Here is a 14,088-nt window from a genome sequence, read left to right on the forward strand (position 1 = left end):
TTATTCTCCACCGCTCAAGATTTCTGGAACATGGCAAGCATCCGGCGCGTCACCAGAAAGCCACCCACAATATTGATCGACGCAATCAGCACCGAGATACCCGCCAATATCACCACCAGGGCATTGCCGGAGCCAATCTGCAGCACTGCCCCTAGCACGATGATGCCGGAAATGGCATTGGTCACCGCCATCAGCGGCGTGTGCAGGGCATGGCTCACGTTCCAGATCACCTGATAACCGACGAAGCAAGCCAATGCAAAGACAATGAAGTGCTGCATGAAAGAGGCCGGTGCTACCAGCCCTAACAACAGCATCACGACGCCGCCAATGCCCAGCATGGTGACCTGCGTCTTGGTTTGAGCCTTGAACGCCGCGATTTCGGCAGCCTTCTTCTCCTCCGGCGTCGGCTCCTTTGCCTTGGGTTTGGGTTTGGCGGCGGCGATCGCCTGCACCTTAGGCTGGGGTGGCGGATAGGTTATCTCGCCTTGATGCGTCACGGTGACGCCGCGAATCACATCGTCTTCCATGTTCTGGTTGATCTTGCCGTCTTTTTCCGGCGTCAGATCCGTCAGCAGGTGGCGGATATTGGTGGCATACAAAAGCGACGCCTGGGTCGCCATGCGTGAGGGAAAATCCGTATAGCCGATCACGATCACGCCATTATCGGTCACGACCCGCTCGTCCGGCTTGGTGAGCTCGCAGTTACCGCCCTTTTCCGCGGCCAGATCGATGATCACCGAACCGGGCTTCATGGCCTTGACCATGTCCTCGAGCAGCAGTTTAGGAGCCGGCCGTCCGGGAATCAGCGCCGTGGTGATGACGATATCCACCTCAGGTGCCTGTTCACGGAACAGTGCCAGCTGCTTTTCGCGGAATTCGGGGCTCGAGGGCGATGCGTAGCCACCGGAGCCAGAGCTGTCCTGGGAGTCCTCGAAATCGAGAAACAGGAACTCGCCGCCCATGGACTCGATCTGCTCGGCCACCTCCGGACGCACATCGAAGGCACGCACGATGGCGCCGAGGCTCGCCGCGGTACCGATGGCGGCAAGACCCGCCACGCCGGCGCCAACGACCATGACCTTGGCCGGCGGCACCTTGCCGGCGGCGGTCACCTGACCGGCGAAGAAGCGGCCGAACTGATTACCGGCCTCGATGACCGCCCGGTAGCCAGCGATATTGGCAGTGGAGGACAGTGCATCCATCTTCTGGGCGCGAGAAATACGCGGCACCATGTCCATGGCCATGACCGTGGCGCCCTGAGCCTTGCATTTCTCCAGTAGCGCCTCGTTCTGAGCCGGCCAGAAAAACGAGATCAGGGTCTGATCTTTCTTGAGATATCCGGCCTCCTGCTCGGAAGGCTCGCGCACCTTGACGACGATATCGGCCTCCTTCCACAGCGCCTCGGCGCTATCGACCACGGTGACATCCGCCTCGCGATACGCCTCGTCGGGAAAACCTGCCGCCTCGCCGGCACCGGTTTCCACCAGGCACTCATGACCGAGCTTGATGATGTGCTTCGCGCTCTCGGGGGTCAGCGCGACGCGCGCCTCTCCCTTGGCAAGCTCTTTGGGTGCACCAATCTTCACATCCATTCTCCTGTTTCCAGGTTATCGTTGTGTGCCCAATCCTGGGCGAAGGCATGGCAACTACGTCTTGTCCGCCTAGCTTACTGCAAATTTATAACCTTACGTGATGCTTATTACCTATGGCATCGATCATTCAGACGAGTCATGGCAACCTGATCGAACATCGAATCAAAAATGCCGAATGATCGCATGCGTATCGGTGACTTGCGCATATTCGCCATCGAGCAGCGCCAAACTCAGATCATGCACCTTCTCGGCAGGCCAATGTTGCTGATGACGATCCGTCACCGAAAAGCTGGCGCAGGCGTCTGCCGGCACCGAGACACTGAAATCCAGGCAGGCGGCGTGACGCACGCTGGTACTGACCGAGTGTGCCGTAGCGACACCCGCCATGACGAGATGCGTTACCCCATGGCGATGTAACCAGAGTTCCAGCTCGGTGCCTACGAAGGCACTGTTGACATGTTTGGTAATGATCCGCTCGCGCTCGTGGGGTGCAGCACATGCCTTGAACTCGGCACCTGGCTGTCCGGCCCGGTAAGGAGAACGCGGCTCCCGGGAATGATGCCGTACATGGACGATATAACCATTACCACGGCGCCAGCAACTCAGTAGTTCCGTCAACCGCTCTTCAAGATCCGGGTTGTTGCGATGCCCCCAGTAGTCGCTGTCGTCGATCGCCTGCTGTACATCGATGATGACGAGAGCGGCGCTCTCATCGCGGGCATCACACAATCTTAAACGAGCTGAGCCAGCTGCCATGAAACGGAACTCCTGCAACGAGAAGCGAAAAGGATCGTTATAGCATAGGCGTTGATGGCAACGCCTGCCGATTCTGATCGCCACTCTCTCAGGATGAGCAGGAAAGGCATACCGGCGGTGCCGTTATCGCCGGGGGCAGGAACCAATCATCGCCATCACCGACGTGGCGGCTGAAGGGTGAGGCCAGACGCTCGCGAAAACAGCGCAAAGGAGCGCTGTCACCGGCCTCGGCGGCCTCGATGACCTCTTGAGCTAGATGCGTGCGCAGCACATAGCAGGGGTTGACCGCATCCATCGCGAGCTTGCGGGCTTCAGCACCGCGGGATTCCTGCTGCAGTCGCCGATCGTAATCGTCGAGCCAGGTTTCCAGCGCTTTGTCTTCCGGTGCGATCTCCAGGGCATTTGCCAGTTGCCAGCGCGAATCGGCATCGCTGCGATAATTCCCCAATGCACGAAAGGCGTTGTGAAAGTCCGCTTGATGCTGCTCGAGCAGCTTGAGCCAAGCGGCGGTCAACGAAGCGTCGCCCGGCGAATGGTCGTCGTCCTTCTTGGCGGTCAATCCCAGCCGCGCCCGCATAAGCTGCGCGTAGGTGCTTTGCAAGGTAGGCTCGTATTCATCGAGCATGCCTCGTAAGCGCTCGACATCGATCAACGGCGTCAGCGATTGCGCCAGTACGGTCAGGTTCCACAGGCCTACCCCAGGCTGTTGATCGAAGGCGTAACGCCCGCCGGCATCGGTGTGATTGGGCGTCCAGTCGGGTTTATAGCGCTCCATGAACGCATAAGGCCCGTAATCCAGTGTCAGGCCCAGCAGCGACATGTTGTCGGTATTCATCACTGCATGCACGAAGCCATAGGCCTGCCAGGCGGCAATCAGGTTCGCGGTACGCTCCACCGCGTCGGCAAAGAAGGCCTCGAAGGGCCTCTCGGCCTCGGCGAATTCGGGGCGATGGCGATGAATCAAATGCCAGAGCAGCGCTTGCATGTCCTCGGTCTTGCGTCGCTGATAAAGCCACTCGACATGCCCGAACCGCGCATGACTCGGCGACAACCGTAACAAGGTCGCGCCGGGCTCGACCCGCTCGCGCATCACGCGCTCACCGTTGATCGCCACCGCCAGTGCCGTGGTGGTGGGAATGCCCAGCCCGCTCATGGCCTCCCCGGCGAGGTATTCGCGGATCGAGGAACGCAGCACGGCCCGGCCATCGCCGAAGCGGGAGTACGGGGTCTGACCGGCGCCCTTCAGGTGTAGATCCATGGCCCCCTGGATCGTCATCGCCTCGCCCAGCAGCAGGCCGCGCCCATCGCCGAGCGCCGGGTTGTAGGTGCCGAACTGATGGCCGGTGTATTTCTGGGCGATAGGCGCCATGCCGGGCAGGAGTTCGCGACCGGCCATCAATGCCTCTAGGCACTCGCGATCGATGGAGTCGGAGTCCATATCCAACTGAGCGGCCCCCAGGGGGCTCACATCCAGCACACGCGTATCGCGCCAGGTGGTGGGCGAAACACGGGAATAGAACGCCTCCGGCAAGCGCATCCAGGCGTTGTCGAACTGCAGAGAATTCAAGTTCATGCGACACACTCCTTGCGACGATCGCTGTCTTGAGTGTAAGCCATGCCAGTGGCATGGCTGCAAAAGCAAGCGACCGGCCAGAAGGCCGGTCGTTTGTATGGTGCTGTCGATAATGTCAGATGAACCTCAGGCCGTCAGCAACGTATTGAGGCGCTTGACGTAGGCCGCCGGGTCATCGAGATGACCGCCTTCGGCGATGATTGCCTGATCGAGCAGGATGCGAGCAAGATCCGCGAAGCCGTCATCACCGGCATTTTCCAGCCGAGTCACCAGGCTATGCTCAGGATTGAGTTCGAGGATCGGCTTGACCTCCGGCACTGGCTGACCCGCAGCCTCCATGATACGCCGCATTTGAAAGCCCATCTCATGCTCGGAGAGCACCACGCAGGCCGGGGAATCCGTCAGGCGATGGGTCACCCGCACTTCCTGAACGTCATCGCCTAGCGCTTCCTTGACCCGCTTGACCAGATCTTCCTTGGCCTTGGCAGTTTCTTCCTGAGCCTGCTTCTCTTCTTCGCCCTCGATCTCACCCAGATCGAGATCGCCCTTGGCCACATCGGCGAAGGTCTTGCCATCATATTCGGTGAGATGACTCATCAACCATTCGTCGATGCGATCGGAGAGCAGCAGCACCTCAATGCCCTTCTTGCGGAAGATCTCCAGATGTGGGCTGTGCTTGGCAGCATTGAAACCATCGGCAATGATGTAGTAGATCTTCTGCTGACCTTCCTTCATGCGGCCCACGTAGTCCGCCAGGGACTGATCCTGGGTAGCGCTGTCAGTGTGGGTGGTCGAAAAGCGCAGCAACTCGCTGATCCGTTCGCGATTGGCATAATCTTCCGCCGGGCCTTCCTTGAGCACGCTACCAAAGTTGTTCCAGAAGGTCTGGTAGGTTTCCTTGTCCTTGGCCAGCTTCTTGAGCATGTCGAGTGCGCGCTTGGTCAGCGCCGATTTCATCTTGTCGACCTGCGGATCTTGCTGCAGCAGCTCCCGAGACACGTTCAAGGACAGATCCTTGGAATCCACCACGCCCTTGACGAAGCGCAGATAGAGCGGCAGAAACTGCTCGGCATCTTCCAGAATGAACACGCGTTGCACGTAAAGACGTACACCCCGAGCGCCGTCCCGCTCGTAGAGATCAAAGGGTGCGCGCCCGGGCACATAGAGCAGGCTGGTATATTCGAGCTTGCCTTCGACCTTGTTGTGACTCCAGGTCAACGGATCGCTGAAGTCATGGGCCACGTGTTTGTAGAACGCCTTGTACTCGTCGTCGCTGATTTCCGACTTGGGGCGCACCCACAGCGCCTGAGCCTCGTTGACGGTTTCCCAGGTAACGGTTTCGCTGCCCTCGATGTCCTTGCCGTCCTCGTCCTGGGCCCTTTCGGTCTTGGGCATGCGCACCGGCACTTCGATATGGTCGGAGTACTTGCGCACCAGATTCTTGAGACGGAAGTCGTCGGCGAACTCCTTGGCGTCTTTTTTAAGGTGCAGCACGATCTCGGTACCGCGTTGGGGTCTGTCGATATCGGCGATGGTGAATTCGCCCTCGCCCCTGGAGCGCCACTCCACACCCTCCTTCGCATCAGCGCGACGGGTGCGTACCGTGACCTCGTCGGCCACGATGAAGCCGGAGTAGAAGCCTACCCCGAACTGGCCGATCAGCTTGGCGTCCTTCTGCTGCTCGCCGGAAAGTTGCTGCAGGAACTCCGCGGTACCGCTCTTGGCGATGGTGCCGAGATTCTTGATCACCTCTTCACGACTCATCCCGATGCCGTTGTCGCGCACGGTGACCGTTCCTGCCTTGTCGTCGTGCTCGATCTCGATACGTAGATCGCTGTCGTCGCCATAGAGCGCATCGTTGTCCAGCGCCTCATAGCGCAGCTTGTCGCAGGCGTCGGCGGCATTGGAAATCATCTCGCGCAGGAATATCTCCCGGTTGGAATACAGGGAGTGAATCATCAAGTGTAGCAACTGCTTGACTTCGGTCTGGAAACCAAGCGTTTCTTCATGGGTGGCGGTAGTCATGTGGCAAAAGCCCCTCATGGTGCTGTGAGTGATTGCGTCGATACCGATATGGGGCCCAGCGAACACTTTTCAAGCACCCGAACATGATAAGCAGTGTTGTATTAGCCTGGGTTCTGCATCGGTGGGTCGGCATCGACTCCTTTCCAGCGACGATAGTCCTCGAGCGAGCCATCGACCTTGTGGAGCATCCAACCGACGATCACTACATCGTCCACCATCCCGATCAACAACAAGGCTTCAGGAATCAGATCAAGGGGCGATATCAGATAGACAAAGGCCAACGCCATCCACATGAATGCCGACCAGGGAACCGGACGATAGCGTCCCTTGATCACATCGGCACACATGGGGGCAAACAGCCGCAGGGCGCGGCCCATACGCGACAGCGCGCCGGTGCGATGCTTGAGACGCGAGAAAAAACTCCAGGGTTTCAGTAGGGACATTCCTTTTCTCCGTTTCGAACGCGTAAAATTGCAAGACTTCCTAGCTGAAGACACGTTGCAACCTGATGGCACTCACCTGTCGGGACAATCTACATAATTGGGGCAAGCACGAGGAAACACCAGTCATGAAAATTCGATATGTCAGGCATGGCATGGCCTTGGTGATCGCCACGTTGATGAGTCTACCTGCCATGGCCGCCGACAGCGCCGATCAGCAGATGCGCCAGGCTCTGGAAGCCGCCCGCAACAAGCAATGGCATAAGATCAACCAGGCCGCCATCGAGGATCATATACTCGCGGGTTATGTCGAGTACCATCGTCTACGTGACCGTTTGCCTCATCTCGACCCGGCGGTCGTCAACGATTATTTGGAGCGCTATGCCGATTCGCCTCTGAGCGACTGGCTGCGCGGCGTGGCGGAGGTCAGCTACGGCGCCAGCGGTCGTTACGATGCGCTACTGGCAGTCAGCAATGGCGAACCCCGCGGCACCATCCGCCAGTGCCATTACTATACCGCCCTGCTCGATCGCGAACCGAGCACGGCGTCCCGGGGTGGACTCGATCTCTGGCTGACCGGGCGCTCTCAGCCTAATGCCTGTGATGATCTGTTCGCTACCCTGCGGGCGCGGGGCGTCATCGATGGGCATGCCATCTGGCAGCGTCAGATGCTGGCTTGGGAAAACGGCGAAGACGGGCTGGCGCGCTACCTGGCACGCTCGCTACCCAGCACCTGGAATGATGCTCAAGCGGCCTTCGAGCGCCTGCAGAAGGATTACGGCGCGATTACGCGGATACCGATCTCGCTTGGCCCTGGCGGAGCAGGCAGTGCCGCCCTGTTCACGGCGGGCATGCACAACTTCACCCGGGCCGATACCGAGGCGGCCCTCGAGGCGTGGCGCAAGATCGGCTCTCATCTGACACTCGAGCCCTCGCAACGCCATCAGATTGAACACGATCTGGCGTTCTACTCCATGGCCCGAGAGATTCGCAACAATGAAGGCTGGGTCGATCAAGCACTTCCTCGCCTGGCGGACGAGGATCTGCTCGAACTCCGGGTGCGTCGCGCTTTGGCACAACGCAACTGGCACGAGGTCATTCACTGGGTCCGCACAATGCCCGACGAGGCCGGCCAGAGCGCCCGCTGGCAATACTGGTTGGGGCGTGCTCTGGCCAAGCAAGGCGACGAACAGGCATCCCGCAACGCCTATGCGATCGCCGCCGCCCAGCGCGACTTCTTCGGCTTTGCCGCTGCCGATCGTCTGCAGCAGCCCTATAACCTCAATTTAGAACGGGCCGTCTTCAACGAAAGCTTCCGTCGTCAGGTCGCCAACTGGCCTGCGGTCAAACGTGCCGAGGCCTTGCAGCGCATCGGCGAACCCGGGCTTGCCCGCAGCGAATGGTATGGCGCCGTGGCGCGGGCCAGCGAGCAAGAAGCCAAGGCGCTGGCAGACTACGCGCTGAGTCAGGGGCGCTATGCCACTCTGGTCCAGACCACGATTGCCGCCGAGCAATGGGACGCATTGGACTGGCGCTTTCCCAGCGCCTACCGCGATAGCTTTCTACGCTGGGGCGAGACGACCGGTGTCGACCCCTTCTTACTGATGGGCATCGCGCGGCGGGAGAGCGCCTTCAACAACGAAGCGGTTTCCCCGGTAGGCGCCCGAGGCCTGATGCAACTGATGCCGGGTACTGCGGCGCTGGTCAGCCGTCAAATGGGTAGCGCCAACCCCAGTCTGGAAGGTTTGTTCGACCCGGAGGTCAACATTCGCCTGGGCAGCACCTACATACGCGATATGTTAAAGCGCTATCGTGGCAACCGTTTGGCGGCCACCGCGGCTTACAACGCAGGCCCGGGCCGAGTGGATCGTTGGCTACGCGACTCACCTGAGGAGTTCGACCTGTTCGTCGAGAGCATCCCGTTCCGCGAAACCCGCAATTACGTTCAGGCGGTACTGGCCTATCAAGTCATCTTTGCCAGCCTGGCACGGGATGGCGATACCCGCGGCATCGCCATGCTGACCCAGGCCGAACGCCAGAGTGACTACGATGCCTCGCTGCTCGCCCGCAACTAGTAACAGTGGAATATGACGCCGGACGCCTCGCTTGAGGCGTCTTTTTTTAAGCCCTGACAAGACGCTTAGAACCTGTTCATGGACGTTGCTGCAGAGCCAGCTTGATGCCGAACAGGATCAACACCGTTCCGGTGAGACTCTCGATACTGCGCGACACCCACCCCTTGGCCAGCCAGTGGCCAGCACGGCCCACCATCAGCACGATCCCGATCTGCCAGACATTGGCGATGAGGAAATGCACGCTGGCCAGCCACAGCGACTTGAGCAGCGCCGGATCACTCGGCGCGATGAACTGGGGCAGAAAGGCCATATAGAACACGACGGTCTTGGGATTGAGCACATTCGACAAAAACCCTTCCCGCAGCGACAACCAGGAAGAGACCCGCCGCGACGGTGCACTGACCCCGGCGACGGGCAAGGGTGTACCGCGCCGGGCGCTGAGCAGGCTCTGTATTCCCAGCCATATCAGATAAGCGGCTCCCAGCAATTTGAGCACACCGAAGGCCCAGGCCGATTGCAGCAGGATCAACGAAATACCCAGCGCGGAAACACTGGCATGTACGAACAGGCCGCAGCAGATGGCTAGACTGGTCAGTACACCCTCCCAGGTACCACCGCGCAATGTATTACGAATCACCAGCAGCGTATCGACCCCGGGCGTCATGCTCAGCAACGTGATAGCAAGCACGAAGGGCCAGAATTGAGCATCAATCAGCATGGTTGATCCCACTAGAAAAGCGTCAGCTTGAATGGGCGAGTCACGAAAACAACCACTGAAACAGGAACAGGCCGCCAGCGACCACCACAACGAGCCCAAACGCCATCAACAGGCCATCTCTGGCGGCCAACCCGAGCCCCATCAGGGTAATGGCCAGCGCCGGTAACGCAGCCGCAAAGGGCACGAGCTCCAGAGGAAGCATGGATAGCGCCAGAGCCACTGCCAGAGCGGCGATCAAGCGTGTGGATAACGGATTGACCAGACGCTGCAAGCGCGGCTTGAGCAATTTGTCGATGCGTTGTGTCCAGGGCTTCAGGCGCGTCACCGCACGACTGAATTTGTCGTGACTGAACCCACGCTGGGACAGGCGTTGTGGCAACCAGGGCGACGACTTGCCCATCATCATTTGTGCCGCCACCATGGTGATGAACAGCCCACATAGCGTCGGTATACCCGGAATGGCGCCGGTCGGCAGCACTACTATGAGGGCCGGCAACACCAGTAACGGCCCGAAGCCGCGAGTCTCGAAGTTATCGACGATGTCCTGCAGGCGAATCGTCTCGCCACTATCAGCTTCATCGAGTTGCTCGATTAGCTGCGTCAAGGTGATGCCTTGCGCCATGCGCCCTCCTTGGCGTGCCTCAATCGATGAGATGAGGTCGAAGTGCAAGATGAGCAGCGTGCTCAGCCACTGAAGATTCCGCGGCGTGCATGCTTCAAGGAAATCTGATCGTTCAGCGTCCAGAAATCGTACAGTACGCCGAGCAAGAATAGTCCGCCGGTGAGCAGATAGAGAATCCCCGTGATCCATTTGCCCATGTACATCCGGTGAAGGCCAAAGATGCCTAAAAAGGTCAACAGCACCCAAGCCAGCGTGTAGTTGATCGGTCCTGCTCTGAAGCGCAGGTCGGCCTGCCTGTCCATGCCAGGAATGAGAAACAGATCGATCAACCAACCGATGCCCAACAGGCCCAGAGTAAGGAACCAGATCGTTCCGGTAACCGGCTTGCCATAGTAGAAACGATGCGCCCCTGTGAAACCAAAGATCCACAGCAGATAACCAACCCCCATACTGTGGGTATTGCTGGCAGACAAGTGAGTCACGTTCGCTCCTGTAATCCTGTGATTGTTAAACGACACACTACCAAAATCTGTTTAAATGACGCCAAGCGCTCTTTGAGATAGCTGTCCGCCGTATGGCGCTCCGATGCAGGTGATCACGCCCTCCAAGCCCGTGTCACGCCATTATTGCAAGAAGTGCTCCGCGGCGGTTGGAGAAGCATAATCGGCATTCTGGACGTACATGATTTTTCCAACTATCGTGCTTATGCGGGTATCGTAACCTGAAAATAGCCGCCTTAGCAGCACAACGGCATTCTTCAAACATGACCCCGCAACGTTGGTCGGCAGGCAAAGTAGCGTCACCTAAGCCGCTCGCACGGTAGATAATAGCGCCTTTGCCGACTGACTTACGTGATACGGGTGTGAAAGCAACACTGGTTCTTTCACTCCCAGCACCATCATTAGTTAGTCGAGGAAATCTGCAAATGGCAACTGGCACTGTCAAGTGGTTCAATGATACCAAGGGCTACGGTTTCATCTCCCCAGACGATGGCGGCGACGACTTGTTTGCCCACTTCTCCGAAATTCAGGCTGACGGCTTCAAGACTCTGCAGGATGGACAGAAGGTCTCCTTCGACGTCACCCAGGGCAAGAAAGGCCTTCAGGCCGCTAACATCAAGGTCGAGAACTAATCTCTGCGCTACTTCAATTCCGGAGACGATGACGACCCCCCTCGCAACGGCTCCTCAATTGCCAGCGCTCGCAGTAAAAGGCTCACCCAGGTGGGCCTTTCTTTCATATCCTATGGTCAGCATACGTCATACTGCCAAGCATGATGTCAAATAGTTCTTGACCCTTTCGAATGAATAGCGCACTCTCTCCTCCGTTGGTTTGTAAGCAGAATGACGTCGGTTGTAATCGATTCCCCTCGATAATCCTCGTGCGCGTTTTCTCTAGCATATGAGCCTCGCACTGATGGTGGAAAGCAGCTCACGGCTTCTCGAAACCTCGTTAATATCATCTAGTTAGAAGTAAGGAAATCGACAATGGCAACTGGCACTGTCAAGTGGTTCAACGATACTAAAGGTTTTGGTTTCATCTCTCCCGACGACGGCGGTGATGACCTTTTCGCTCATTTCTCTGAAATTCAAGCTGAAGGCTTCAAGTCTCTGCAGGACGGTCAGAAGGTTTCCTTCGACGTCACTCAGGGCAAGAAAGGCCTTCAGGCTGCCAACATCAAGCCTGAGTGATCTCGGCTTAATGATGTGACGACCAACTGATCGGACGTTGGTTACAGTAAAAGGCCCACTTCGGTGGGCCTTTTCGTATGCACCGTTCATGCCGGCGCCATTCACTTCGATGCCATATACAACACTATCAGGGCTGGTCGCCCTCTACAGGGGCATCGATTTCCTGATTCTGCTTGACGTCCTCCTCTTCAGCGGCCTTGAACTGTTCCTCCAGTTCCTTTTCAGCCTCCTCGAAACGTCGCTCTGTTTCTTTCAATGCCTCGTTGACATCATCTTCCGTGTTGTCCCAGGAGCTATCCGCGGCAGTTTCACCGGCATCGTTATCGGTGACGGGATCGCTCGAAGACGAATCACTCTCGAGTGAGCCGCTGCTCTGTGACTGCATCGCATCAGCATCACTGGATTCGTCCATCGTCGCCGCATCGCTCGAGGGAGACGAGTCACCTTGTGCCTGACCACTCGGCTGCTCGGCCGGCTGTGTAGACTCTTGTGCGATCTGCACCGACTCGCCAGCATTGTCGCTACTCGATTGCGTAACCGGTTCTTCACCATCGTCGCAAGCCGCCAGGCCCAATGTCAGCATTAGAGCCGCTGCAGGCAATATCCAGGGCGCTTTGGCCATCGATCCTCTCCTTGAAAACGAATGAACCCTTCATTCGATGCAGCGTCATTGCAGCAAACCCGGCCTTCTTGCGCAAGGTATGTCGATTGCTGCCCTGGGCTTATGCATCGACACTTACCCACCGATATCTTCGTTCCACAACTCGGGATGACGCCTGATGAATGCCTCCATCAGGTCACGGCATTCGGCACTATCGATCACCTCGAGCTCAACCCCTTGCTCACGAAGGTGGGCTTCCGCACCCATGAACGTGCGGTTTTCACCAATCACCACACGTGGAATACCGTACAGCAGGATCGCCCCACTGCACATGGGGCAAGGCGACAGCGTAGTATAGAGCACGGTTTCCCGATAGACAGACGCCGGCTGACGTCCCGCTTTCTCTAACGCATCCATCTCACCGTGCAGCACCACGCTATCGCGCTGCTGACGCTGATTGTGCCCACGGCCGATGATACGCCCTCGATGCACCAATACCGACCCGATCGGCACACCGCCCTCTTCCAACCCCTGGCGCGCTTCATCGATGGCCGCCTGCATGAACTCGTCCATGGCAACACCTCACGTAGCAAACAGTTGACCTTCAATATCGCGAAATGCCTTGAACTCAAGGGCATTGCCTGACGGGTCGAAAAAGAACATGGTGGCCTGCTCTCCCGGCTCACCACGGAAGCGGATATAGGGCTCTATCTCGAAACGCACTCCTGCCTGGGTCAGACGATCGACCAGGGCCTCCCACGCCGGCATGTCCAGCACCACACCGAAATGCGGAACGGGTACGCCATGACCATCGACAGCATTGAGATGAAGAGTATCCTGCACGCCACCCAACTCAGGGTTCAGATGGCAGACGAACTGATGGCCATAGAGATTGAAATCGACCCAGGAATCACTGGAGCGCCCCTCGGCGCAGCCTAGAAGATCACCGTAGAATCGCCGAGCCTCCTCGATATCACGCACCTGCACGGCCAGATGAAACGGATTCTGCATGCGATATTCCTCCTTGGTTTCTCCTCAGGCAGTCTCAGCCCGAGCGGGGGACGATGACGACAATAACGGGCTACTCGGGGGTAACAGCATGCGAATGGCACGCGGTATGATCGATGCCTCGAACTCGCGCAGATAGCGTGGCTCGCCATCGAGATTGAGAGGAAACACACCGTCGGCACGAAAGACGATACGTGAAGTACGCACCGTTCGCACGAAATCCCCGTTTTCCGGGATTCGTTCCAGTTCGGCCATCAACTGGCGCATTTCGCTCAGGGAAGAGAAATGCCGCACGACCAGAACATCCAGCAAGCCGTCATCAATCTTGGCCTGAGGCGCTAACTGCTGACCACCCCCCGCCTGAGAACCATTGGCAATCGCCAGCAGAAAAAGCGGTGCCTCGATCTGATCTTCACGATCGCCTTCCCTCCAGCGTACGAGCCCACTATAGGGGCGATAATGCCAGACCTTGAACATGCCCATCAGGGCATAGGCACCGCCACCGAGTACGCGCTTGAGCGCTCGTGGCGTGGAGGTCGTCACCTGGGCGCCAAATCCACCGGAGGCCATATTGATGAAGTAATCCTCTCCCAGATGAGCAACGTCCACGGCCCGGGACGAGACACCCAACGCAGTACGCAAAGCATTCAGTGGTTCAAAAGACACGCCGAGTCCCCGCGCAAAATCATTGGCACTCCCCAAGGGAAGTATGCCCAACGATGCCCGGTTGGCCTCCTCAAGCCGCATCAGGCCATTGACGACCTCATTGACGCTGCCGTCGCCGCCACCGACAATCAGCCGGCCCACGCCATCTTGGCTGGCTTCTTTCACGTAGCGTAGGCCATCGCCTGCCTCCCAGGTAACACGTACCTGCAGGTCGTAACCTTCCTCTCGCAATGCCTCCACGGCCTCACGTACTTCAGGAACCTGGGATGACTTCCCATTGAGAATCAAACGCGCCGTACCTGCCATTGTGTCGGCCATTCAT

General features: G+C 58.3%; 15 protein-coding genes. 3 read left to right on the top strand and 12 right to left on the bottom strand.

Annotation, left to right across the window (positions count from 1 at the left end; translation table 11 throughout):
* Positions 1–14: 14 nt before the first annotated feature.
* From ACPF7Z_RS09975 to ACPF7Z_RS09995, 5 genes are all read right to left on the bottom strand, one after another.
* Positions 15–1,586: a Re/Si-specific NAD(P)(+) transhydrogenase subunit alpha gene (locus ACPF7Z_RS09975; RefSeq protein WP_425193090.1), complete on the bottom strand. Its 1,572-nt coding sequence runs from the start codon at positions 1,584–1,586 to the stop codon at positions 15–17.
* Between the two features lie 168 nt (positions 1,587–1,754).
* Positions 1,755–2,348 (bottom strand): cysteine hydrolase family protein, encoded by a 594-nt coding sequence (locus ACPF7Z_RS09980; RefSeq protein WP_425193091.1) that lies wholly within the window; start codon positions 2,346–2,348, stop codon positions 1,755–1,757.
* An 88-nt stretch (positions 2,349–2,436) separates the two neighbouring features.
* Positions 2,437–3,921, bottom strand: a complete 1,485-nt coding sequence (locus ACPF7Z_RS09985) for a protein adenylyltransferase SelO (RefSeq protein ID WP_425193092.1) — start codon at positions 3,919–3,921, stop codon at positions 2,437–2,439.
* Between the two features lie 126 nt (positions 3,922–4,047).
* The gene (gene htpG, locus ACPF7Z_RS09990) at positions 4,048–5,946 is read right to left on the bottom strand and encodes a molecular chaperone HtpG (RefSeq protein WP_425193093.1); all 1,899 of its coding nucleotides are present in this window, start codon (positions 5,944–5,946) and stop codon (positions 4,048–4,050) included.
* A gap of 101 nt (positions 5,947–6,047) precedes the next feature.
* On the bottom strand, positions 6,048–6,389 hold the full coding sequence (locus ACPF7Z_RS09995) for a YkvA family protein (RefSeq protein WP_425193094.1): 342 nt from the start codon (positions 6,387–6,389) through the stop codon (positions 6,048–6,050).
* 125 nt (positions 6,390–6,514) lie between these two features.
* Here ACPF7Z_RS09995 and ACPF7Z_RS10000 point away from each other — a divergent pair, with 125 nt between their 5' ends.
* Positions 6,515–8,461, top strand: coding sequence for a transglycosylase SLT domain-containing protein (locus ACPF7Z_RS10000; protein WP_425193095.1), 1,947 nt, complete (start codon positions 6,515–6,517; stop codon positions 8,459–8,461).
* Between the two features lie 76 nt (positions 8,462–8,537).
* Here the strand turns inward: ACPF7Z_RS10000 and ACPF7Z_RS10005 are convergent, their stop codons facing one another.
* From ACPF7Z_RS10005 to ACPF7Z_RS10015, 3 genes are all read right to left on the bottom strand, one after another.
* Positions 8,538–9,179, bottom strand: a complete 642-nt coding sequence (locus ACPF7Z_RS10005; protein WP_425193096.1) for a LysE family translocator — start codon at positions 9,177–9,179, stop codon at positions 8,538–8,540.
* Between the two features lie 40 nt (positions 9,180–9,219).
* A complete protein-coding gene (locus ACPF7Z_RS10010; protein ID WP_425193097.1) occupies positions 9,220–9,801 on the bottom strand; it encodes an exopolysaccharide biosynthesis protein in 582 nt (193 codons plus the stop codon).
* Positions 9,802–9,863: 62 nt separating this feature from the next.
* Complete coding sequence (locus tag ACPF7Z_RS10015) at positions 9,864–10,250, bottom strand: TM2 domain-containing protein (protein ID WP_425193135.1); 387 nt, start codon at positions 10,248–10,250, stop codon at positions 9,864–9,866.
* A gap of 476 nt (positions 10,251–10,726) precedes the next feature.
* On the opposite strand from ACPF7Z_RS10015, the gene ACPF7Z_RS10020 reads away from it, so the two are divergent.
* On the top strand, positions 10,727–10,933 hold the full coding sequence (locus ACPF7Z_RS10020) for a cold-shock protein (RefSeq protein ID WP_299246308.1): 207 nt from the start codon (positions 10,727–10,729) through the stop codon (positions 10,931–10,933).
* 354 nt (positions 10,934–11,287) lie between these two features.
* Complete coding sequence (locus ACPF7Z_RS10025; protein ID WP_425193098.1) at positions 11,288–11,491, top strand: cold-shock protein; 204 nt, start codon at positions 11,288–11,290, stop codon at positions 11,489–11,491.
* Positions 11,492–11,618: 127 nt separating this feature from the next.
* Here ACPF7Z_RS10025 and ACPF7Z_RS10030 read toward each other — a convergent pair whose 3' ends face one another.
* The 4 genes from ACPF7Z_RS10030 to yegS form a co-directional block, all read right to left on the bottom strand.
* Positions 11,619–12,113 (bottom strand): hypothetical protein, encoded by a 495-nt coding sequence (locus ACPF7Z_RS10030; protein ID WP_425193099.1) that lies wholly within the window; start codon positions 12,111–12,113, stop codon positions 11,619–11,621.
* Between the two features lie 114 nt (positions 12,114–12,227).
* Entirely contained in the window at positions 12,228–12,665 is a 438-nt protein-coding gene (locus tag ACPF7Z_RS10035) for a nucleoside deaminase (protein WP_425193100.1), read from the bottom strand.
* A 9-nt stretch (positions 12,666–12,674) separates the two neighbouring features.
* Positions 12,675–13,103: a VOC family protein gene (locus ACPF7Z_RS10040; RefSeq protein ID WP_425193101.1), complete on the bottom strand. Its 429-nt coding sequence runs from the start codon at positions 13,101–13,103 to the stop codon at positions 12,675–12,677.
* 24 nt (positions 13,104–13,127) lie between these two features.
* Positions 13,128–14,084, bottom strand: a complete 957-nt coding sequence (yegS, locus tag ACPF7Z_RS10045) for a lipid kinase YegS (RefSeq protein WP_425193102.1) — start codon at positions 14,082–14,084, stop codon at positions 13,128–13,130.
* Between the last annotated feature and the right edge of the window lie 4 nt (positions 14,085–14,088).

Source organism: Halomonas sp. GXIMD04776 (genome assembly GCF_049808615.1).
Taxonomy (GTDB): domain Bacteria; phylum Pseudomonadota; class Gammaproteobacteria; order Pseudomonadales; family Halomonadaceae; genus Modicisalibacter.

Excerpts from the sequence above, each read along its gene's own strand:
- ACPF7Z_RS10040 (WP_425193101.1), bottom strand. The coding sequence starts at position 13,103 with ATGCAGAATCCGTTTCATCTGGCCGTGCAGGTGCGTGATATCGAGGAG.
- yegS (WP_425193102.1), bottom strand. The coding sequence starts at position 14,084 with ATGGCCGACACAATGGCAGGTACGGCGCGTTTGATTCTCAATGGGAAG.
- ACPF7Z_RS10035 (WP_425193100.1), bottom strand. The coding sequence starts at position 12,665 with ATGGACGAGTTCATGCAGGCGGCCATCGATGAAGCGCGCCAGGGGTTG.
- htpG (WP_425193093.1), bottom strand. The coding sequence starts at position 5,946 with ATGACTACCGCCACCCATGAAGAAACGCTTGGTTTCCAGACCGAAGTC.
- ACPF7Z_RS10005 (WP_425193096.1), bottom strand. The coding sequence starts at position 9,179 with ATGCTGATTGATGCTCAATTCTGGCCCTTCGTGCTTGCTATCACGTTG.
- ACPF7Z_RS10000 (WP_425193095.1), top strand. The coding sequence starts at position 6,515 with ATGAAAATTCGATATGTCAGGCATGGCATGGCCTTGGTGATCGCCACG.
- ACPF7Z_RS10010 (WP_425193097.1), bottom strand. The coding sequence starts at position 9,801 with ATGGCGCAAGGCATCACCTTGACGCAGCTAATCGAGCAACTCGATGAA.
- ACPF7Z_RS10015 (WP_425193135.1), bottom strand. The coding sequence starts at position 10,250 with ATGGGGGTTGGTTATCTGCTGTGGATCTTTGGTTTCACAGGGGCGCAT.
- ACPF7Z_RS09985 (WP_425193092.1), bottom strand. The coding sequence starts at position 3,921 with ATGAACTTGAATTCTCTGCAGTTCGACAACGCCTGGATGCGCTTGCCG.
- ACPF7Z_RS10030 (WP_425193099.1), bottom strand. The coding sequence starts at position 12,113 with ATGGCCAAAGCGCCCTGGATATTGCCTGCAGCGGCTCTAATGCTGACA.
- ACPF7Z_RS10025 (WP_425193098.1), top strand. The coding sequence starts at position 11,288 with ATGGCAACTGGCACTGTCAAGTGGTTCAACGATACTAAAGGTTTTGGT.
- ACPF7Z_RS09995 (WP_425193094.1), bottom strand. The coding sequence starts at position 6,389 with ATGTCCCTACTGAAACCCTGGAGTTTTTTCTCGCGTCTCAAGCATCGC.
- ACPF7Z_RS09980 (WP_425193091.1), bottom strand. The coding sequence starts at position 2,348 with ATGGCAGCTGGCTCAGCTCGTTTAAGATTGTGTGATGCCCGCGATGAG.
- ACPF7Z_RS10020 (WP_299246308.1), top strand. The coding sequence starts at position 10,727 with ATGGCAACTGGCACTGTCAAGTGGTTCAATGATACCAAGGGCTACGGT.